Origin of the sequence: Streptomyces sp. NPDC058650 (assembly GCF_042717315.1) — a bacterium.
Taxonomy (GTDB): domain Bacteria; phylum Actinomycetota; class Actinomycetes; order Streptomycetales; family Streptomycetaceae; genus Streptomyces.
In genome coordinates, this window is sequence record NZ_JBHXRL010000005.1 from 20,737 (window position 1) to 40,777 (window position 20,041).

A 20,041-nucleotide genomic window follows, 5' to 3' on the forward strand; every position below is an offset into this window, starting at 1 on the left:
ATGAGAGGGAAGCTACCGCAGCCGACTGACAGTCCCGGTCAGGTTCCCGGCTTGCGCCCGTAGACGAAGACGTCGTCGCCGTTCCTGAGCAGGTTCCAGTACGCCTTGGCGTCGGCCGACCGCATGTTCACGCAGCCGCCCGAACCCGGCGGGTTCCACATGGACTTGGTCGTCGAGTGGAAGGCCTGGCCGCCGTCGAAGAACTGTGCGTACGGCATGGAGACGTGGTAGAGCGTCGACCAGTGGTTGATGTTCCGCCAGTAGATCTTCTTGGCGCCCGTACGGGTCTCCGTGCCGTCCTTGCCCGTACGCACCGGCACCGGCCCGTACTTGAGGCGCGAGCCGTCCTGGATCCAGGTCAGCTGCCGCGTCAGGTCGACGCAGGCGATCCGGCCCTTGTTGGTCGGACACTTGCGGGCCGCGTTGGGGTTGGTCCCGGCCGCCTTCTGCTGGAGCATCGTGTTCATCGTGCGCCAGGTGATCGTCCCCGCGTACCCCGCGGCCGGGGTGATGCCGTGCTTCGACTGGAACGCCTGGATGGCCTTGCAGTCGGCGAGCGACTGGCGGCCGTCGACCGTCCGCCCGAGGAACTTCTCCACCTGCTTCTGGTAGGGCCCCGTCGTGACGTTGCAGGACGCCGCCTGCGCCGGGGCCGCACCGAGCGCGATCGTCATCGGCACGACGAGTGCCGTGAGACCGGTCGCGATACCCGCTCTCTTCCCCACACGGCTTGCTATTCGCTTCATGATCGTTTCAACTCCCCCTTGAGTCCTGATGCTTAGGACGTCCGGGTGAGCCGGTCAGTTGCAGGCGGCGGCGGCGAGTCGCGGCCGCCGCGCCGCGACCCGGGCGCTGTGGCTGCCGTACAGCGTCACGGAGACCACGCCGAGGACCGCGACGAGGCCGATCAGGACCGTGCCCGCCCAGCCTCCGGCGTGGAAGGCGATCGCGCCGAGCGTGCCGCCCGCGCTGCTGCCGAGGTAGTACGCGGACTGGTAGAGCGCCGAGGCCTGCGCCCGGCCCGTCTTCGCCGTACGGCTCACCGAGGAGGACGCGACCGCGTGGCCCGCGAAGAAACCGGCCGTGATGAGGACCAGGCCCGCCAGGACCGCGGCGAGCGAGTCGGCGAGCGACAGCAGCAGGCCGGCGGCGGTCGTGGAGACCGCCAGGTAGAGCGCCCCGCGCCGGCCGAGCCGCCCGACGAGCTTTCCGGCGGCGGCCGAGGCGACCGTACCGACCAGGTAGACCAGGAAGATCGAGCCGATCACGCCCTGCGGGAGCGAGAACGGCGCCTCGACCAGGCGGTAGCCGATCACGGTGTACACCGCGCCGAAGACCGTCATGAACAGCGCGCCGATCACGTACAGCCGGACGAGCAGCGGGTCGGACAGATGCGTCCGTACGGCGCTCGCGAGCGCCCTCGGGTTCAGCGGGCCCGGCGTGAAGTGCCGCGCCTTCGGGAGCAGCGCCCGGAAGGCGATCGCGCAGAGCAGCGAGGTCAGGCCGACGGCGGCCAGACCCGCGCGCCAGCCCCACATCTGGGCGACCCAGCCGGTCACGATCCGCCCGCTCATGCCGCCGATCGAGTTGCCCGCCACGAACAGGCCGATCGCCGCGATCAGCGCCTTGGGGCGGACCTCCTCGGCGAGGTACGCCATCGCGGAGGCCGGGAGCCCGGCGAGCGCGGCGCCCTGGAGGGCGCGGAGCGCGATCAGGGACTCCAGGCTGGGGGCGAACGGCACGAGGAGCGAGACGGCGACGGCGACCGAGAGGGAGGCGGTCATCATCGCGCGCCGTCCGAAGCGCTCCGAGAGGGCGCTGAGCGGCAGGACGCACAGGGCGAGGGCGCCTGTCGCGGCGGAGACCGTCCACGAGGCGGCGGACGCGGTGGCGCCGAACTCGGCCGAGATGGCCGGGAGGAGGGCCTGCGTGGAGTAGAGGAGGGCGAAGGCGGCCAGTCCGGCGGCGAAGAGCGCGAGGCTCGTCCGGCGGTAGCCGGGGGCTCCGGGGGAGAGGCGGGTGTCGGCGGACGCGTGGGTGGCGGCCGCCCTGGTACTGGCAGGAGGCATGTCACGAACGTAGGACGGTCCGTTTCATGCGTCCAATGCACGGAACTGCTGTAATCGTTCCCATGGCGCATGAGTACAGGTCACAGCCTCGGCTGTCACCGAACAGTAACGAAGAAGACATGGGACTGCTGCTTGCCCCGCGGCTCGCGTACTTCGCCGCCGTCGCCCGGCACGAGCACGTGACCCGGGCCGCGGCCGAGATGGGTGTGCCGCAGTCCACGCTCTCCCGTGCGATGGTCCGGCTCGAACAGGACCTCGGCGTCGCCCTCTTCGCCCGCCGTGGCCGCACCGTCTCCCTCACCCCGGCCGGCCGCCGCTTCCTCACCGCAGCCGAGAAGGCGCTCGCCGAGGTCGAGCGGGCCGCCGACACCGTACGGGCCGACGCCGACCCCACCGCGGGCCGCGTCGCCTTCGGCTTCCTCCACACCATGGGCTCCGAGACCGTCCCCGCCCTCATCCGCGCCTTCCGCGTCGACCACCCGCGCGTCCGCTTCACCCTCGTCCAGAACTACGGCGAGGCCATGATCGAGCGGCTCAGGGCCGGCGACCTCGACCTCTGCCTCACCTCACCGGTGCCGGACGCCCCCGACCTGGTGGCCCGGCGCCTCGACGAGCAGCGGCTGCGGCTCGTCGTCCCGGACGACCACCGCCTCGCGGGCCGCCGCCGCGTCCGCCTCGCCGAGGCCGCCGACGAGACCTTCGTGACCCTGGAACCGGGATACGGGCTCCGCCGCATCACCGACGACCTGTGCGCCGAAGCCGGCTTCAAGCCCCGCGTCGCCTTCGAGGGCGAGGAGGCCGAGACCCTCCGCGGCCTGGTCGCCGCGGGCCTCGGCGTCGCCCTCCTGCCGCCGCCCGCGGTCCCGCGCCCCGGCGTCGTCGAACTCACCGTCACCGCGCCGCGCGCGGCCCGCGAGATCGGCGTCGCCTGGCTCGACGGCCACCCGGACACGGCCCCGGTGGCCGCCTTCAAGAAGTTCCTCCTGAGCAGGCGAGGCCACTTGCTCCCCTAGGCCGTGTCCGGAAAGTCCCGCCTGAGCCGCGGCGTCCGGCACGCACGCTCGCCGCGTTGCCGAAATGCCCACGTAGCCCGCTACGAGGGCATCCCGGCGCCTTGCGATCGCACGCACCAGACGCCGCGGCTCCTGCCCTCCGGGCAGACGGCGCTACTTTCCGGACACCCCCTAGGGACGGCGGTTCCCGAACCCCACCGCGAGCGGCATCCGCAGGCCCAGCGGCGGGGGTGCGGCCAGCGCGTCCGTCACGGGCCGGGCCACCGGCCGGGCGAAGAGCGCGCCGAGGGCGAAGTCCGCGGCGAGCGCCTGGACCTCGGCCGCGTACTGGCGCAGCGCGTGCCCGTCCGAGTGGACCTCGAAGCGGCACGTGTCGCGGTTGGCCTTCTTCGCCCGCGCCGCGAAACGGAACGACAGCTCGGGGTCCGTACGGGCGTCGTTCGTGCCGTGCACGATCAGCACCCGGCGCCCCACCAGCTGCCGCACCGGCTCCGGCTCCGCCGCCACGTCGTCCTCCGGCAGCCACGGCGCCAGCGCCACGACCGCGCCGACCGCGTCGTGCCCGGCGGCCCGCAACGCCGCCCGCGCGCCCATCCCGTGGCCGACGAGACAGACCGGGACGTCGCCGTACCGGCGGACCGCCTCCGCGACCGCCCAGGAGGCGTCGGCCGCGAGCTCCGCGTCCGTGCCGTTCCAGCCGCGCCCCCGGTAGCGCACGACATGCCCGACGAGCCCCTCCGCCCGCCCGTCCCTGACGAGCGCCCGCCCGACCGGCAGGACCCCCAGGTGCGCCCGCGCCGAAGCGCGCCGTCCCGACATCGGCTCACCGTCGGGCAGCAGCAGCACCACGCCGCCCACCGCCGCCGACCGGGAACCTCCAACAGGACGGCCGAGCCGGGGTCTCCGTGCCTCGGACGGCCCCACGAGTGCGTAGTGCGCCATGGTGGAACAGTCTCAGAAGCCGAGGTGTACGCCACCCGTACACGCGGTCACTGTTACGTATCGTCGGTGGGCCGAACGCCCGCCGCGCCTAAGCCCGTTCGAAGCGGGTCGCGCTCCCGACGACCTCGAAGCCCTTGCGGCCGTACCAGCGGTGCGGCCAGTCCGTCGGGCGTGCCGTCAGGAAGCGGGTGGTGCAGCCCGCGTCCGCGGCCATGCGGAGTGCCGTGTCCAGGACGGCACCGGCGTGGCCCTGCCCGAGGTGGGCCTCGGCCGTGACCAGGTCCTCGATCTGCGCGATCCCGGCCGCCGGGTCCATGTAGAGGTCGACCCACGCCGCCACCTCCCCGTCGGCGGAGTACGAGGCGAGGAACCGCACGGCCTCGGCGCCCCGCCGCCGGGCCGCCCGCCGCTCCACCAGGTCGCGGACGTACTCCGGCGATGCCTGCGGCGCGAAGCGGCTCCAGGACGCGATGGCGGGCTCCCGCAGCACGTCCATGTCCACCTCCCGCGCCCCGCCGTGGGCGGGCACCGGGCCCCGGTGGCACATGACGAAGGAGGCCGAGTGCCCGTAACCGGCCCGCTCCATCGGCTCCCGGCAGGCCGCGGCGACCGCCTCGTCGAGGACCTGCACATGGCGGTACGGGAGGGAGCCCTGGACCTCGTCCGCGAGACCCGGCAGCGCCTCGGGGTCGACCGGCCCGTCGACCAGCAGGTGGTTGTTCCCCCGCGACAGCGCGTACGCGTCGTCGAAGACCGCGAAGCCGCCGGGGAAGTCGACCGTACGAGCCGCTTGCCGGCGGCGGAAGCCGGACAGGAAGCCGTGGACGCGCGGCAGTTCGGACTCGGTCGCCTGAGAAGTCATACCGGCAGCCTAGGTTGGGGCCCCGCCGTCCCGCACGCGAGAAATCCGGGCACGGATACGGCGCCACGAGGCGCGCTCTACGCGCGTAGGCGCTAGAGTGCGGCAATGACGAGCCAGACCCCCAACGTCCCCACCGCGGACCAGATCCGCCGTGCCCCGAAGGTGCTGCTCCACGACCACCTCGACGGCGGCCTGCGCCCCGGCACGGTCATCGAACTCGCCCGCGAGCAGGGCTACGAACAGCTCCCCGAGACCGAGCCCGACAAGCTCGGCATCTGGTTCCGCGAGGCCGCCGACTCCGGCTCCCTGGAGCGGTACCTGGAGACCTTCGCGCACACCTGCGCCGTCATGCAGACCCGTGCAGCCCTCGTCCGGGTCGCCGCCGAGTGCGCGGTCGACCTCGCCGAGGACGGGGTCGTGTACGCGGAGGTGCGCTACGCCCCCGAACAGCACCTGGAGGCGGGTCTCACCCTCGAAGAGGTCGTGGAGGCCGTCAACGAGGGCTTCCGCGAGGGCGAGCGGCGGGCCAGGGCCAACGGCCACCGCATCCGGGTCGGCGCCCTGCTGACCGCCATGCGGCACGCCGCCCGCGCCCTGGAGATCGCCGAACTCGCCAACCGCTACCGCGACACCGGCGTCGTCGGCTTCGACATCGCGGGCGCCGAGGCCGGCTACCCGCCCACCCGTCACCTCGACGCCTTCGAGTACCTCAAGCGGGAGAACAACCACTTCACGATCCACGCGGGCGAGGCCTTCGGGCTGCCCTCCATCTGGCAGGCGCTCCAGTGGTGCGGCGCCGACCGGCTCGGGCACGGCGTCCGGATCATCGACGACATCGAGGTCGCGGAGGACGGCTCGGTCCGCCTCGGCCGGCTCGCCGCCTACGTCCGCGACAAGCGGATCCCCCTGGAGATGTGCCCCACCTCCAACCTCCAGACCGGCGCCGCCGACTCGTACGCCGCGCATCCGATCGGCCTGCTCCGCAAGCTGCACTTCCGCGCCACCGTCAACACCGACAACCGGCTGATGAGCGGTACGAGCATGAGCCGGGAATTCGAGCTGCTGATCGAAGCATTCGGATACACGCTCGACGACATGCAGTGGTTCACCGTCAATGCGATGAAATCAGCGTTCATTCCTTTCGATGAACGCCTGGCCATGATCAACGACGTGATCAAGCCGGGATATGCCGAGCTCAAGTCCGAATGGCTGTTCCAGCAGACCGCCGCGACCAGCGACGCTTCCCGTACGGAGGGCTGAGGACCGCCCTGTCGAAGGGGTTCGGAGCGACCGGGTCGGCGCGACACCCGGTCGCTTTCCGGTGTTTGCGGAGGCGTCTTCCACTGGTTAGGTTGCAGAGCCGCTCTGCATTCCCAGGATTTCCCCTCCCGGCTTTCCACGAAGCCCCCGGATGCCCCAAGGAAGATTTTCAGATGAAGCAGTCTGCCGCCAAGAAGCTCGGTGTCGCCGCTCTCGGTGCCGCTTTCGCCGCCGCCGCCGCGGGTACGGCCTCCGCAGCGCCGTCCCTGCCCGTCGGCGCCGACGCGCTGGGCACGGTGACCCAGGCCGTCCCGCTGGGTGACGGCCTCACCACGCTCCCTGACGGTGCCGGCGAGTCCCTCGGTGCCGGTCAGGGCGCCCTCGGCCAGGGCGTCGACCAGGGCGTGAAGACCCTCCCGGTCGCCGCCGGCCAGGCCACCCAGAACCTCCCGCTCGACGCGGCGGCCGGCGGCCTCGGCGCCACCCCGCTCGGCCCGGTCATGGGCCTGCTCGGCGGCCTGCCGGTGGGCGGCGCCCTCGGCTGACACCGACCGCACACGCCGAAGGGGCGCGCACCCGGAATCCCGGGCACGCGCCCCTTCGGCGTGTGTGCGGCCGCGCGCTACCAGGCCGTGCTCGCGCTCTTCTCCTGCGGCAGGAACACCCACAGCGCCAGGTAGATGAGGAACTGCGGGCCGGGCAGCAGACACGAGACCAGGAAGATCACACGCATCGTCGTCGCGGAGGTGCCGAAGCGCCGGGCCAGCGCCGCGCACACTCCACCGATCATGCGTCCTTCACGAGGGCGGACGAGAGCGGCCATGGTGGGCTCCTTCGGAGTCGTTGTCCGGGAGCCGCTCCGTCGGGCTCCCGATGACTCCATGGTGCCGCCGGGAGGGGGGACGAAGCGTCGGTCTACCGGGCGATCGGGACCCTGGGAATCGTCGGGGTCGGACCCTGAGGCGTCTCGTTCCGCAGGAGGGGGGAACCCTCACCCGGACCGGCCCCAGCGGAGGACTCGACCCGAACCGCAGCCGACCTGCGGCGCAGCCGCGCCCGACCGACCGGCACGAAGAGGACATGGGCGAGCGCCACCCCGGCGGTGTTGAGGAGTACGGAGTCCACGTCCACGACCTGACCCGGTACGGCGGTCTGCAGCAGCTCCACGGCCAGCGACACCAGCGCGCCGGCGGCGGTCGTCCGGGCCAGCGAGGCCCAGCGGGAGACGTCGAGCCGCCCGTCGGCCATCGGGAGCAGCACCCCGAGCGGGGCCAGGAGCAGCAGTCCCTCGCCGATCAGCCGGGCCGCCTCGGCGCCGCCGAGGGCCAGATCGGCCCGGAGCCCGGCCAGCGGGATCGTGTTCGGCGCGGTCACCCAGGCCACGTCCCGTGGCCGCAGGCCGACCCAGGCGACGAGCAGCAGATGCGCGAGGAGGCCGATGAACCCCACCACGCGGACGACCACGGCGGCACTGCCGCCCGAACCTTGACGCTGCACGCCCCCCAAGACGCCCACCACGGCGGAATCGGTTCCGCCGGGTCGGAGGCGACCTACGGAGCGGGCCCGATCGGCTCAGCCCGCGGGCGTGGTCTCCGGGGCCGTGGAGCCGGTCGCCTGGCCGGTCGGGGTGCCGGTGGGGGTGGCCGTCGCCGCTGCCGGAGGGGCGGTCGTCGGCGGAGTGGACTCCGGGCGCTCCTTCAGTTCCGTCGTGCACCGGTAGCGCTTCGGCGCGTACGGGCCGGGGCCGCCGAGGAGGACCGTGTGGTCGCCCGCGCCCGCCGAGCTCGCCGAGAACGTACAGACGATCTGCGAGAGCGCGACCGGCGTCAGGTCCTCGGGCTGCCGGCTCAGCCGCAGCGTGCCCGCCGGGTCGCCCTTGTCCCCGCCGCCGACCACGAGCGGACCGCGCACCGCGGTCGTGAACCCGGCATGCCGCTCGTCGTCGGAGGGTTCGGCGAGGAGCTGCGCGAGCAGCCCCTTGGCCGTCACCAACGGATCGCCGCCCGCCTTCTCCTCCGGCAGCGGGGTCCTGCGGTCCACGGCCTCCAGCTGCGAGCCGCACACCAGGAACACCCGGACGGGCACCCCCTGCGCGGCCGTCGCCGAGACGCTCTCGCCGGTCACGCTGCACGGGACCCGGGACGGGGCCGCGCCCGCGTCCACCGGGACGGACGTCGTCCTGATGCCGCAGCCGGTGACGAGCACGGTCAGCGCGGCGGCCGCCAGGACGCCCGTACCGACCGATCGTCTGCCTACCGATCGGGAACGGATCGACCGGCCACCGGTCGATCCACCGGTGGCCGTACGGTCGAAGGTGCGGCGCCTCACGCTTCCTCCACCTCGCCCTGGCTGCTGCGGGTCTGTACCTCGCGGGTGATCCCCGAGGCGTCCAGGGGCAGCCGCAGCACGAACACCGCGCCGTCCACCGCCCCGTCCTCGCCGGTCGAGTTGGCGGCCGTGATCGAACCGCCGTGGATCAGCGCGTTCTCCATGGCGATCGACAGGCCGAGCCCGCTCCCGTCCGACCTGGGCCGGGAGGCGCTCGCCTTGTAGAAGCGGTCGAAGACGTGCGGCAGCACTTCCTCGGGGATGCCGGGACCGTGGTCGCGCACCGCGATGACCAGCTCGTCGTCCTCGGTGCGGACCGAGACCCGGACCGGCGAACCGCCGTGCTTCAGCGCGTTCCCGATGAGGTTCGCCAGGATCACGTCGAGGCGGCGCGGGTCGAGCGGCGCCACGATCCCCCGCTCGGCGTCGAGATCGACCGCGTCCAGCCAGGCCCGCGCGTCGATGCACGCGGTGATCTGGTCGGCGATGTCCACCTCGTCGAGGACGAGCCGGGCGGTGCCCGCGTCGAAGCGGGTCACCTCCATCAGGTTCTCCACCAGGTTGTTGAGGCGATGGGTCTCGCTGACCACCAGCGCCACCGCCGGGGCGATCATCGGGTCGAGCGAGTCCTGCTCGTCCTCCAGGACCTCCGTGACGGCGGTCAGCGCGGTCAGCGGGGTCCGCAGCTCGTGCGACATGTCGGCCACGAAGCGCCGGCTGGACTCCTCCCGCGCGCTCATGTCCGCGACCTTCTTCTGCAACGACTCGGCCGCGCTGTTGAAGGTACGGGTCAGATCGGCCAGTTCGTCCGCGCCGGTGACCCGCAGCCGGGTGTCGAGCTTCCCCTCGCCGAGCTGCTTGGCCGCCTCGCCGAGCCGGTGCACCGGGCGCAGCACGGTCGTCGCCGCGACCTGCGCGAGCAGCACGGAGCCGGCCACCGCGAGCGCCGTCGCGATCCCCAACGACCAGGCGAGCGAGTTCAGATCGGCCTTCTCCGCGGCCAGCGACTTGAACATGTACCCGGCGGGCCCGCCGCCGTCGATCCGCGTCCCGCCGACCAGGTACGGCGTCCCGTTCCGCTCCGTGCGCTGCCAGAACAGGTGGTACGGATACGGGTTGGCCTCCGTCACCGGCCGCTCGGTGTCCACGGCGTCCCGCAGCGAGCGCGGCACGTCGGCGAGCGTGAAGTCGTCCGGGTCGGAGGCGCCGACGATCGGCTTGCCCGCGGCCCGCTCGCCGAGCAGCAGCACCTGGTAGCCGGCGCTGCCGCTCGCCATCTGCTCGGCGGTCCGCCGCAGATCGTCCTCGGTGGGCCGCAGCGGCAGCGTCGCCGCCCGGTTCTGCATCTCCTGCCGGAAGTCGTTGAGCGCCCCGTCCTGGGTACGGGTCAGCACGGCCTCGCGGTTGAGCCAGTACGCGATGCCGGAGGCGGCGACGGCGGCGGTGAGCGCGACCAGGGCGAAGACGACGACGAGCCGCAGCCGCAGGCTGGAGAGCCGCAGCCGCGCGAGGATCCCCTTGCTCACGCAGGAACGTCCAGCCGGTAACCGACGCCGCGGACGGTACGGATGAGCGTCGGCGAGGACGGCACGTCCTCCACCTTGGCGCGCAGCCGCTGCACACAGGCGTCGACGAGCCGCGAGTCGCCCAGGTAGTCGTGCTCCCACACGAGCCGCAGCAACTGCTGCCGGGAGAGCGCCTGGCCGGGCCGCCGGCTCAGCTCCAGGAGCAGCCGCAGCTCGGTCGGGGTGAGCTGGAGGTCCTCGCCGTTCTTGGTGACCGTCATCGCGGACCGGTCGATCACGAGCGAGCCGTAGGTCGCGGAGTCCGTCGACTCCCGCTCGCCGCGCCGCAGGACGGCCCGGATACGGGCGTCGAGGACCCGGCCCTGCACCGGCTTCACGACGTAGTCGTCGGCCCCGGACTCCAGGCCCACGACCACGTCGATGTCGTCGCTGCGCGCGGTCAGCAGGATGATCGGCAACTGGTCGGTGCGGCGGATGCGCCGGCAGACCTCGAAACCGTCGATGCCGGGCAGCATGACGTCGAGCACGACCAGGTCCGGCCGCTGCTCACGCAGCAGCAGGAGGCCGTCCTCACCCGTCGCGGCGGTGGCCACCCGGTGGCCCTGCCGGGACAGGGAGAGTTCGAGGGCCGTGCGGATGGCGTCGTCGTCCTCGATCAGCAGCAGAAAAGGCACGCCGTCATTCTGTCGCATGCGGCCGTCCGAGGACGACCGCTCGTGGACTCGCTTCTGTTCCGTCCCCTGTGACACGGCTGTGACAGTCGGCGGACACCGCGATGAAGTCCGATGGGCAAGCTTCTTGGCACACGGACCGAAACACACTCCGACCGACGGGGGGCGCACGATGAACGCACTGCACAGCACCACCTCAAGCGCAGTAGTCACGCGTCTCCACGACGTCGTGCGGAGCACCGAGAAGTCCGGCGCGGTGAACGGGCGGGGGTGCGTTCGCAGCGTCGGGCGTCAGCGCAAGGCGCCGTACATGGTGGCCATTGCTGACGGGGGAGCGGCGTACGGGGAGGTCACGGGGGAGCGTTCCTGTTCGGAGGCCGAGTTCACGGCCTACGTCCAGGAGCGTCGTGCCTCCCTGTACGCCACCGCCTACCACCTGACCGGTGACCGTTTCGAGGCCGAGGACCTGCTCCAGAGCGCGCTGTTCTCCACGTACCGCGCCTGGGACCGGATCAGCGACAAGGCCGCGGTCGGCGGCTACCTCCGCCGGACGATGACCAATCTGCACATCAGCGCCTGGCGCCGGCGCAAGCTCAACGAGTACCCGACCGAGGAACTGCCCGAGACGGTCGGCGAGACGGACGCGATGCGCGGCACGGAGCTGCGCGCCGTGCTGTGGCAGGCGCTGGCCCGGCTGCCCGAGCTCCAGCGGACGATGCTGGTGCTGCGCTACTACGAGGGCCGGACCGATCCGGAGATCGCGGAGATCCTGGACATCAGTGTCGGCACGGTGAAGTCGAGCATCTGGCGCTCGCTGCGGCGACTGCGCGACGACGAGGTGCTGAGCTTCGGCCGTGACGAGGAAGAGTCCTTCGGCGAGCTGGTGGCCTGAAGGCCGGGGGGAAAGACCCACGGGGGCCTACGGGGGAAACGGGGCCTGCGGGGGGCACGGGGGACCGTACGGGGGTACGGGGTAAGACAGCGCGGGTCGGACGAGCCGGGGGGCCTCGTCCGACCCGCGCTGTCGTGCGTGCGGGTTGCGGTCCCTACCGGGTCAGCGCGGCGTCGGCGTGCAGTGCCGGCCCGCCGCGGCGGCGGCGAGGCGGCCCAGGGCCTCGTCCTTGGCGCAGGCGTGCGCGCCCAGCTCCGTCTGGCGGGCCACGATCGCCCGCTCGGAGCGCATCAGACGCCAGCCGCGGCGCAGCAGGAACGGCACGGACTTCCGGCCCTCCCTGAGGTCCCGGAGGAGCCGGCGGCGGAACGTCGTCGAGGGTCGGCCGCGCAGGCAGAGCGCGTCGGCGAGGACGTCGAGCTCACGGCAGCGGGACACGATCTCGGCCGCGAAGATCCCCTCCGCCACGAACAGCGGGGTGCGCTCGATGTCGAGCCGCTCGCGGTCCACGCGGGAGCTGGTGGCGATGTCGTACACGGGGACGTCGGTCCGCCCCGTACGGCACAGTTCGACGATGGCGGAGACGGCGGCGTCCGCGTCCCAGGACCGTGGGGAGTCCCAGTCGATGTCCGCGCTGCCGTCGACGAGCGGGAGCGACGGGTCGTCGTGCTCCTTGTAGAAGTCGTCGAGGCGCAGGACCGGGAGGCCGGCGACGGCGGCGAGCGACGACTTGCCGGAGCCGGAGGGGCCGGAGAGCAGGACGACGCGGGTCGGGATCGGTAGGGAACTCACGGGACACCAGTGTGAACCATTCCCCCGTGCGGTGGACCCCCGAGGAAGGCCGTTGGTATCGAGCATCACACCTCAACTACTGTCGGTGCCCGCTCCATCACCTCCTGGAAGGATTCTCATGGCGCGTCACGCAGAACCCCGGACCCCTCGTCGCAGTGCCCTGCTCAAGGCCGGGCTCACCGTCACGGCGGCCGGTGCCGCGGTGCTCGGCGCGGGCGCGGCGGCCCAGGCGGTCGCCCCGGTGCCGCTGCCCGTCGACTCGCTGACCCGGACGGACGCCGCCGCTGCCGGGGCGGGCGCGCTGAGCGGCGTCACCCACGGCCTCGGCCCGCTGACCCGCCTCCAGCTCGACCCGCTGGCCAAGACGGGCGTCGATCCGCTCGACAACGGCCTCGGCACCCAGGTCGCCGACTTCAAGCCCGTCGGCACCAACCTGGTGACCGACCACCTCACGCAGGGCGGGGCGGTCGCGGACCTGCCGGTGGCGGGTCCGCTGACGCAGCGGCTGCTTCCGTAGCCCCGTCGAGGCACGAGGAACGGCCCCCGGGGTGTCCCGGGGGCCGTTCCTCGTGCGGGGTCTAGTACGAGGAGCCGCTCGCGCCCAGCGAGCCCGTCGGGTGCCAGACCGTCTTGGTCTCCAGGAAGGCGGTCATGCGGTCCGTGCCCGGGGACTCGGCGAAGTCCTCGGTACGGGGACGCAGTACGCGCTTCAGGTTGTCCGCCGCCGCGATCTCCAGGTCACGGGCGAGGTCGCCCTCGGTCGCGCCCGTCAGGTCGATCCCGTTGACGTCCTGGTGGGCCGCGAGGTGCGGGCCCATCTCGGAGGCCTTGCCGGAGAGGATGTTCACGACACCGCCCGGCAGGTCGGAGGTGGCGAGCACCTCGCCCAGCGAGAGCGCCGGGAGGGGTGACTTCTCGGACGCGATCACCACGGCCGTGTTGCCCGTCGCGATCACCGGGGCGATCACCGAGACCAGTCCCAGGAACGACGAGTCCTGGGGGGCGACGACGGTGACGACGCCCGTCGGCTCGGGCGAGGAGAGGTTGAAGTACGGGCCCGCGACCGGGTTGGCGCCGCCCACGACCTGGGCGATCTTGTCGGTCCAGCCCGCGTACCAGACCCAGCGGTCGATCGCCGCGTCGACGACCACGGCCGCCTTCGCCTTCGACAGGCCCTCCGCGTCCGCGACCTCGCGGACGAACTGCTCGCGGCGGCCCTCCAGCATCTCGGCGACGCGGTAGAGGATCTGGCCGCGGTTGTACGCGGTCGCGCCCGCCCAGCCGCCGAAGGCCTTGCGGGCGGCGACGACCGCGTCACGGGCGTCCTTGCGGGAGGAGAGGGGCACGTTCGCCAGCCACTTGCCCGTGCCCGCAGCGTTCGCGGCTGATGTCTTAGCCGTCACCTCGTACACCCGGCCGCTCTCGGAGCGGGGGAACTTGCCCCCGACGTACAGCTTGTAGGTCTTGAAAACGCTCAGTCGCTGCTCGGTCTTCTCAGACATCGAGGTAGGCCTCCAGACCGTGACGGCCACCCTCGCGGCCGAAGCCCGACTCCTTGTAGCCGCCGAAGGGCGAGGTCGGGTCGAACTTGTTGAACGTGTTGGCCCAGACGACACCGGCGCGGAGCTTGGACGCCACCGCGAGGATGCGGGAGCCCTTCTCCGTCCAGATGCCGGCGGACAGGCCGTACTGGCTGTTGTTGGCCTTCGCCACGGCCTCGTCCGGCGTGCGGAACGTCAGCACCGACAGGACCGGGCCGAAGATCTCGTCGCGGGCGACCGTGTGCGCCTGCGTGACGCCCGTGAAGAGCGTCGGGGCGAACCAGTAACCGGCCGACGGGATCTCGCAGGCGGCGGTCCAGCGCTCTGCGCCCTCCGCCTCGCCCCGCTCCACCAGCGAGGTGATGCGGGCCAGCTGCTCGGAGGAGTTGATGGCGCCGATGTCGGTGTTCTTGTCCAGCGGGTCGCCGAGGCGGAGCGTGGAGAGACGGCGCTTCAGGCTGTCGAGCAGCTCGTCCTGGATCGACTCCTGGACCAGCAGGCGCGAGCCCGCGCAGCAGACCTGGCCCTGGTTGAAGAAGATGCCGGTGACGATGCCCTCGACGGCCTGGTCGATGGGGGCGTCGTCGAAGACGATGTTCGCGCCCTTGCCGCCCAGTTCGAGGGTGACCTTCTTGTGCGTACCGGCGATCGAGCGCGCGATGGACTTGCCGACCGCGGTCGAGCCGGTGAAGGCGACCTTGTTCACGTCCGGGTGCTCGACCAGCGCGGCGCCGGCGTCCCCGTAACCGGGAAGGATGTTGACGACGCCCTTCGGCAGCCCGGCCTGGCGGCAGATGTCCGCGAAGAACAGAGCGGAGAGCGGGGTCGTCTCGGCCGGCTTCAGGACGACCGTGTTGCCCGTCGCGAGCGCCGGGGCGATCTTCCACGCCAGCATCAGGAGGGGGAAGTTCCAGGGGATGACCTGGCCCGCCACGCCCAGCGGGCGCGGGTTCGCGCCGTAGCCGGCGTGGTCGAGCTTGTCGGCCCAGCCCGCGTAGTAGAAGAAGTGCGCGGCGACCAGCGGGAGGTCCGCGTCGCGCGTCTCCTTGATCGGCTTGCCGTTGTCCAGGGTCTCCAGGACGGCCAGCTCGCGGCTGCGCTCCTGGATGATCCGGGCGATCCGGAAGAGGTACTTGGCGCGCTCGGAGCCGGGCAGCGCCGACCACTTCTCGAACGCCTTCCGCGCCGCCTTCACCGCGCGGTCCACGTCCTCGGTGCCCGCCTGGGCGACCTCGGACAGGACCTCCTCGGTGGAGGGGGAGACGGTCTTGAAGACCTTGCCGTCGGCCGCCTCGACGAACTCGCCGTCGATGAACAGGCCGTAGGAGGGGGCGATGTCGACGACGGACCGGGACTCGGGCGCCGGCGCGTACTCGAATGCAGATGCCATGTTGATCAGTCCACCGTCACGTAATCGGGGCCGGAGTAGCGGCCGGTAGCCAGCTTCTGGCGCTGCATCAGCAGGTCGTTGAGCAGGCTGGAGGCGCCGAAGCGGAACCAGTGGTTATCCAGCCAGTCCTCGCCCACGGTCTCGTTGACGAGCACCAGGAACTTGATCGCTTCCTTGGTGTTGCGGATGCCACCGGCCGGCTTCACGCCGATCTGCACGCCGGTCTGCGCGCGGAAGTCGCGCACGGCCTCCAGCATGAGCAGGGTGTTGGCGGGGGTGGCGTTGACCGCGACCTTGCCGGTCGAGGTCTTGATGAAGTCCGCGCCGGCCATCATGCCGAGCCAGGAGGCGCGGCGGATGTTGTCGTACGTGGACAGCTCGCCGGTCTCGAAGATCACCTTGAGGCGGGCGCGGTCGCCGCACTCCGCCTTGATCGCGGCGATCTGCTCGTAGACCTTCAGGTAGTGGCCCGCGAGGAACGCGCCACGGTCGATGACCATGTCGATCTCGTCGGCGCCCGCGGCGATGGCGTCGGCGGTGTCAGCCAGCTTCACGGGGAGCGCGGCGCGCCCGGCCGGGAAGGCGGTGGCGACCGAGGCGACCTTGACGCCGGAGCCCGCGACGGTGGCCTTGGCGGTGGCCACCATGTCGGGGTAGACGCAGACGGCGGCGGTCGTCGGGGTCGTACGGTCGGTCGGATCGGGGTTGACGGCCTTCGCGGCGAGCGCCCGGACCTTGCCCGGGGTGTCCGCGCCTTCGAGCGTCGTCAGGTCGATCATGGAAATGGCCAGGTCGATGGCATAGGCCTTCGCCGTGGTCTTGATCGAGCGGGTGCCGAGGGACGCGGCGCGCGCCTCCAGGCCGACGGCGTCGACGCCGGGCAGCCCGTGGAGGAAGCGGCGCAGCGCACCGTCGGACGCCGTCACGTCGGCGAATGCGGAAGCTGCGGATGCAGTGGTGGGCATGGTCACCAGTCGAGCATATCTACGCGCGTAGCGACCTGTACAGGGGAGCTCTGTCATGGAGCCCGAGGTCACAGGCCGCGCTGCGGCGTGGTGACTCCCGTCACACGCCCGTGACGTGGAGCGGACGAGTCCTGAATACAAGATCATTAGATTTTTTCTTGCAGCCAGCCAGACCTCACCGGAAGCAGTCGGACCGAGAAAAAGCGGCATGCGACTCACCCGACCACCTACCTGAATCACAGGAGTCGTTATGCGCACCGCCCTTCGCACCGCCGTCGCCGTCGCCCTCGTCGCGGGCGTCGCGATCACCACTCCGGCGCTCACCGCCGGTGCCGCCCTCGCCGCCGACGGGCCGGTGGCCGCGAAGCAGGCCGTGCCGTCGGCCGGGAAGCCGGCCGCGGAGGCGACCGCGAAGCCGGCTCCGACCGCGACCGTCGCGGCTCCGTTTGTTTCGGCTCCTGCGACGACGGCTCCTGCGACGACGGCTCCTGCGACGACGGCTCCTGCGACGACGGCTCCTGCGACGACGGCTCCTGCGACGACGGCTCCGGCGACCTCGGCTCCGGCGACCTCGGCTCCGGCCGCCGTGCCGTCGGCCGGATCCGCGAAGGGCACGCTCGTCCGTACGCAGACCCTCATCACCGGCACCGTCGCCAAGATCTACAAGGTCAACGCACTGCACTACCGCGCCGAGCTCTTCCGGCAGGGTCACCCGGTCGGTGTCCTCCAGGCGAACACCCGCTCCACCGCCGGGCAGGACAACGGCGAGTTCCTCGTCCTGAACCCGGACGGCACCATCCACAACTGGATCGGCAACATCGCCCCCGGCGTCCCCGGCATCTACCGGCTCGCCGACGGCACCGTCGTCCAGCTCGGAAAGCAGAACGGCGTCTTCGGCCTTCAGCTCATCGACACCGCCACCGACAAGGGCGGCGGCTACGTCTACGTCCACGCCGGCACCAAGGTCTACTTCTTCGGCAAGGCCGTCGTCGTCCTGCACGAGGGCGGCTCGTTCTCCGCCTACGTCCCCGGCTCGTCGAAGCAGGCCGCCCCGCAGCCGTACGGCATGGGCAGCAACGGCCAGGGCGAGCCCGCCCCGGTCGACAAGGACACGCTCGGCGCGTGCACGATCGGCACGACCGTCAGCATCGGCGCGGGCACGAAGGCCAAGCTGATCATGAGCCCGCAGGGCCCGAAGGCCAAGCTCACCACCGCGGACGCCAACGGCGCCGACAAGGTCTTCGCGACGCTCGACCGGAAGCACCCCGCGCTGCCGAAGAGCGCCGGCATCGTCGCCCGGATCGTCGGCGCGAACAGCACCGCCCCGTCGCTGCACACCAAGGTCGAGGGCGGCACGGCCAAGGGCGCCACCCACGCCTTCCCGAAGCTGCCGAAGGGCTGCAAGCTCGCCCCGGTCAAGGGCGTCCTCACGAACGCCACCGGCACGGCGGGCTTCACCGGCGGCAACGGCACCACCGTGCACGCGGGCCAGACCTCCGTCATCCCGCGCGGCGGCGTCGCGGCCGGTGCCGAGCTCGGCACCGAGACCGGCACCGAGGGCGGCTCCACCGTCCTGATCGCCGTCGGCGCGGGCGCGGCCTCGGCCACCGCCGTGGGCCTCGGCTTCGTCGCCCTGCGCCGCCGGGCCGCTCGCGTCTGAGCCGTCCTGTTCGAGCCGTCTCGCCGTCCGAGCCGTCCCTCGTCTCCTCGCCCTTGACCCGAGCAGGAGCACTTCCACCCCAGACCGGCCGCCGCACCCGTGCGGCGGCCGGTCACACCCCGTCCGGAGTCGTCCCGTGAGCGCCCGTCCCCGTTCCCGTACCGCCGCGGCCCTCCTCGTCGTGGCCGCCCTCACCGGGCTCGTCGGCTGTTCGGCCGGGGCGGCGCCCACCGCCGCCACCCCGCCCGCCCGCGTCGCCGACGCCACCGCCTCCGCGCCGACGGCGAGCACCGCCCCCGCCCGGCCGCTGGCCCGCTCGCTGCCCGTCCGCGTTCAGGTGCCCAGCGCGGGCGTGGACACCGGTCCCGTCCTGGAGCTGGGGCTCGCCGCCGACGGCACCGTCGAGGTTCCCTCGGTCGCGGACGCCGACCGCATCGGCTGGTACGACAAGGGCGTCACGCCCGGCGAGACCGGCCCCGCCGTCCTCATCGGCCATTTCGACACCGCCCGCGGCCCGGCCGTCCTGAAGAACGTCTCGCGGGTCCGGGTGGGCGACGAGATCGCCGTGACCCGGGTGGACGGCAAGGTCGCCGTGTTCCGGGTCAGGGAGCTGGAGCAGGTCGACAAGAAGACCTTCCCGACGGCCAAGGTGTACGGCGACACCACGCGCCCCGAGCTGCGCCTCGTCACCTGTGGCGGAGAGCTGGTCGACGGCCACCGGCCCGACAACATCATCCTGTACGCGGATCTCGTGGCCACGCGGGCCGCCTGAGCCCTCCCCGGCCCGCTGAGGCAGAATCGGCGGCATGACGACCCCGGAGCCGACCCCCGAGCCGACCCCTGAGCCGACCCCCGAGAAGGCGGGCGACGAGCCGACCCCCGAGGCGAGCGCCGAGTCGAAGCCCGCGGCCGGGCAGCGGCTCGCCGACCGCGTCTTCCGCTCGCCCCTCGGCATCGCGAGCGGCGTGTTCCTGCTGATCCTCACGGTCCTCTTCGGCGGCGACGCGCTGATCCGCGGCGAGGGCCGGACTCCCTGGCTCGCGCTCGCGGGGATCGTCCTCGCCGTCCCGCTGATCGTCGCCTTCACGATCCGGCCCGCCGTGTACGTCAACGACCGGCGGCTGCGCATCCGCAACCCGTTCCGGTCGATCACGCTGCCCTGGGCCTCGGTCGCCGACATCCGCGCCGGCTACTCCAGCGAGGTCTTCACCCAGGAGGGCGCCAAGTACCAGCTGTGGGCCGTCCCCGTCTCGCTGCGGCAGCGGAAGAAGGCGGCGCGGCGTGCCGCCCGCGCCTCGCAGGACGACCCCCACGGCCGTACCTCCGTCACCGCCGACGTACGGGACAACGCGTCCCGGACCGCTCCCACCGACCAGACCGTCGCCGATCTGCGCGATCTCGCCGAGCTCCACGCCGGCGCCCCGGGCGCGCAGGGCGAGCCGCAGGTGCGCTGGGCGTACGAGATCATCGGCCCCGCGGCCGCCGGGCTTCTGCTCTTCGTGATCCTCCTCGCGACGGGCTGACCCTCCTCGCGACGGGCTGACCCTCCTCGCGACGGGCTGACGGCCGGCCCGCGACGGGCTGACGGCCGACCCGCCCCGGCGCCGGGGCGGGTGCCCACGTCGCCGGTGTCCAAGGGGCAACGCTCCGGTGAAGCGTGCCACCGGCAATTCGTTTAGCACCCAACTTTCACCCCCGTCTCAATAGATTGCGCTTGCCGAGACTGTGGGGGTGGGGGCGATGACCAAGGACACCGGTGTGTCCACGACGCGCTGTCTGGTCGACTTAGGGACCGACGGGCGGTACGGGTGGCGGCTCGTCGCCCAGAACGGGCGGGTCGTCGCGCGGTCGGGGGGCTGCTACGACGACCACGACGGGTGCAGGGACGCCTTCCTGGCCCTGTGCGCCGGACACACCGCCATGGCCGGCGGCGTGCAGCACACCGCCGGCGGCAACGGCTGGGTCTGGCTGCTGCGCGACGCCGAGGGCCGGACCACCGCCCTCTCCGGGCGTTCCTACGAGCGGCACTCCACCTGTCGTGCCGCGTACCAGCGCTTCCGGGCCCTGCTCGCCGCCGAAGGCCAGCGGTGGACGGCAACCGCCTTATCATGAACGGAAGTTGCCCCGCGC

At 72.3% G+C, this 20,041-nt stretch carries 22 protein-coding genes; 9 read left to right on the plus strand and 13 right to left on the minus strand.

The annotated features are described in order from the left end of the window. Positions 1 to 38 precede the first annotated feature (38 nt). Positions 39 to 746 carry a L,D-transpeptidase gene (locus ACFWWU_RS10480; RefSeq protein WP_384141965.1) on the minus strand — a complete coding sequence of 236 codons (708 nt, stop codon included), beginning with the start codon at positions 744 to 746 and terminating at the stop codon, positions 39 to 41. Positions 747 to 800: 54 nt separating this feature from the next. Beyond that, on the minus strand, positions 801 to 2,069 hold the full coding sequence (locus ACFWWU_RS10485) for an MFS transporter (RefSeq protein WP_384141968.1): 1,269 nt from the start codon (positions 2,067 to 2,069) through the stop codon (positions 801 to 803). Between the two features lie 62 nt (positions 2,070 to 2,131). On the opposite strand from ACFWWU_RS10485, the gene ACFWWU_RS10490 reads away from it, so the two are divergent. Continuing rightward, positions 2,132 to 3,082 carry a LysR family transcriptional regulator gene (locus tag ACFWWU_RS10490; RefSeq protein WP_384141970.1) on the plus strand — a complete coding sequence of 317 codons (951 nt, stop codon included), beginning with the start codon at positions 2,132 to 2,134 and terminating at the stop codon, positions 3,080 to 3,082. Between the two features lie 171 nt (positions 3,083 to 3,253). Here the strand turns inward: ACFWWU_RS10490 and ACFWWU_RS10495 are convergent, their stop codons facing one another. Both ACFWWU_RS10495 and ACFWWU_RS10500 read right to left on the minus strand, forming a co-directional pair. Further along, positions 3,254 to 4,024, minus strand: coding sequence for an alpha/beta hydrolase (locus ACFWWU_RS10495; protein ID WP_384141973.1), 771 nt, complete (start codon positions 4,022 to 4,024; stop codon positions 3,254 to 3,256). A gap of 88 nt (positions 4,025 to 4,112) precedes the next feature. Next, the gene (locus tag ACFWWU_RS10500) at positions 4,113 to 4,886 is read right to left on the minus strand and encodes a GNAT family N-acetyltransferase (RefSeq protein WP_384141976.1); all 774 of its coding nucleotides are present in this window, start codon (positions 4,884 to 4,886) and stop codon (positions 4,113 to 4,115) included. A 105-nt stretch (positions 4,887 to 4,991) separates the two neighbouring features. On the opposite strand from ACFWWU_RS10500, the gene ACFWWU_RS10505 reads away from it, so the two are divergent. Further along, complete coding sequence (locus tag ACFWWU_RS10505) at positions 4,992 to 6,146, plus strand: adenosine deaminase (protein ID WP_384141978.1); 1,155 nt, start codon at positions 4,992 to 4,994, stop codon at positions 6,144 to 6,146. A 173-nt stretch (positions 6,147 to 6,319) separates the two neighbouring features. Then, positions 6,320 to 6,691, plus strand: coding sequence for a hypothetical protein (locus ACFWWU_RS10510; protein WP_384141981.1), 372 nt, complete (start codon positions 6,320 to 6,322; stop codon positions 6,689 to 6,691). A 77-nt stretch (positions 6,692 to 6,768) separates the two neighbouring features. On the opposite strand, the gene ACFWWU_RS10515 is transcribed toward ACFWWU_RS10510, so the two are convergent. From ACFWWU_RS10515 to afsQ1, 5 genes are all read right to left on the minus strand, one after another. After that, positions 6,769 to 6,969: a PspC domain-containing protein gene (locus ACFWWU_RS10515; protein ID WP_317598590.1), complete on the minus strand. Its 201-nt coding sequence runs from the start codon at positions 6,967 to 6,969 to the stop codon at positions 6,769 to 6,771. A gap of 92 nt (positions 6,970 to 7,061) precedes the next feature. Further along, the gene (locus ACFWWU_RS10520; RefSeq protein ID WP_384141983.1) at positions 7,062 to 7,643 is read right to left on the minus strand and encodes a VanZ family protein; all 582 of its coding nucleotides are present in this window, start codon (positions 7,641 to 7,643) and stop codon (positions 7,062 to 7,064) included. Between the two features lie 75 nt (positions 7,644 to 7,718). Further along, on the minus strand, positions 7,719 to 8,417 hold the full coding sequence (locus tag ACFWWU_RS10525; RefSeq protein WP_384142868.1) for a hypothetical protein: 699 nt from the start codon (positions 8,415 to 8,417) through the stop codon (positions 7,719 to 7,721). A gap of 53 nt (positions 8,418 to 8,470) precedes the next feature. Further along, complete coding sequence (locus ACFWWU_RS10530) at positions 8,471 to 10,000, minus strand: ATP-binding protein (RefSeq protein WP_384141986.1); 1,530 nt, start codon at positions 9,998 to 10,000, stop codon at positions 8,471 to 8,473. Next, positions 9,997 to 10,674, minus strand: coding sequence for a two-component system response regulator AfsQ1 (gene afsQ1 / locus ACFWWU_RS10535; RefSeq protein ID WP_267045480.1), 678 nt, complete (start codon positions 10,672 to 10,674; stop codon positions 9,997 to 9,999). The genes ACFWWU_RS10530 and afsQ1 overlap by 4 nt, the downstream gene beginning before the upstream one ends. 169 nt (positions 10,675 to 10,843) lie before the next feature. Between afsQ1 and ACFWWU_RS10540 the strand changes: the two genes are divergently transcribed. Beyond that, the gene (locus ACFWWU_RS10540) at positions 10,844 to 11,563 is read left to right on the plus strand and encodes a SigE family RNA polymerase sigma factor (protein WP_384141989.1); all 720 of its coding nucleotides are present in this window, start codon (positions 10,844 to 10,846) and stop codon (positions 11,561 to 11,563) included. A gap of 162 nt (positions 11,564 to 11,725) precedes the next feature. Here the strand turns inward: ACFWWU_RS10540 and ACFWWU_RS10545 are convergent, their stop codons facing one another. Next, entirely contained in the window at positions 11,726 to 12,421 is a 696-nt protein-coding gene (locus ACFWWU_RS10545; protein ID WP_384141992.1) for an ATP-binding protein, read from the minus strand. A 52-nt stretch (positions 12,422 to 12,473) separates the two neighbouring features. On the opposite strand from ACFWWU_RS10545, the gene ACFWWU_RS10550 reads away from it, so the two are divergent. Then, entirely contained in the window at positions 12,474 to 12,872 is a 399-nt protein-coding gene (locus tag ACFWWU_RS10550; RefSeq protein WP_384141995.1) for a hypothetical protein, read from the plus strand. A gap of 61 nt (positions 12,873 to 12,933) precedes the next feature. Here ACFWWU_RS10550 and ACFWWU_RS10555 read toward each other — a convergent pair whose 3' ends face one another. The 3 genes from ACFWWU_RS10555 to deoC are packed head-to-tail and all read right to left on the minus strand — an operon-like array spanning position 12,934 to position 16,251. Beyond that, on the minus strand, positions 12,934 to 13,857 hold the full coding sequence (locus ACFWWU_RS10555; RefSeq protein WP_384141998.1) for an aldehyde dehydrogenase family protein: 924 nt from the start codon (positions 13,855 to 13,857) through the stop codon (positions 12,934 to 12,936). After that, positions 13,850 to 15,286: an aldehyde dehydrogenase family protein gene (locus tag ACFWWU_RS10560; protein ID WP_384142001.1), complete on the minus strand. Its 1,437-nt coding sequence runs from the start codon at positions 15,284 to 15,286 to the stop codon at positions 13,850 to 13,852. Before ACFWWU_RS10560 ends, ACFWWU_RS10555 begins: the two co-directional genes overlap by 8 nt. 5 nt (positions 15,287 to 15,291) lie before the next feature. Further along, on the minus strand, positions 15,292 to 16,251 hold the full coding sequence (gene deoC, locus ACFWWU_RS10565) for a deoxyribose-phosphate aldolase (protein WP_384142003.1): 960 nt from the start codon (positions 16,249 to 16,251) through the stop codon (positions 15,292 to 15,294). Positions 16,252 to 16,501: 250 nt separating this feature from the next. Here deoC and ACFWWU_RS10570 point away from each other — a divergent pair, with 250 nt between their 5' ends. From ACFWWU_RS10570 to ACFWWU_RS10585, 4 genes are all read left to right on the plus strand, one after another. Continuing rightward, positions 16,502 to 17,911 carry a hypothetical protein gene (locus ACFWWU_RS10570; RefSeq protein WP_384142006.1) on the plus strand — a complete coding sequence of 470 codons (1,410 nt, stop codon included), beginning with the start codon at positions 16,502 to 16,504 and terminating at the stop codon, positions 17,909 to 17,911. Between the two features lie 136 nt (positions 17,912 to 18,047). Further along, positions 18,048 to 18,683, plus strand: a complete 636-nt coding sequence (locus ACFWWU_RS10575) for a class F sortase (RefSeq protein ID WP_384142008.1) — start codon at positions 18,048 to 18,050, stop codon at positions 18,681 to 18,683. 34 nt (positions 18,684 to 18,717) lie between these two features. Next, positions 18,718 to 19,434 (plus strand): PH domain-containing protein, encoded by a 717-nt coding sequence (locus ACFWWU_RS10580; RefSeq protein ID WP_384142011.1) that lies wholly within the window; start codon positions 18,718 to 18,720, stop codon positions 19,432 to 19,434. A gap of 217 nt (positions 19,435 to 19,651) precedes the next feature. After that, complete coding sequence (locus tag ACFWWU_RS10585; protein ID WP_384142012.1) at positions 19,652 to 20,023, plus strand: DUF1508 domain-containing protein; 372 nt, start codon at positions 19,652 to 19,654, stop codon at positions 20,021 to 20,023. Positions 20,024 to 20,041 lie beyond the last annotated feature (18 nt).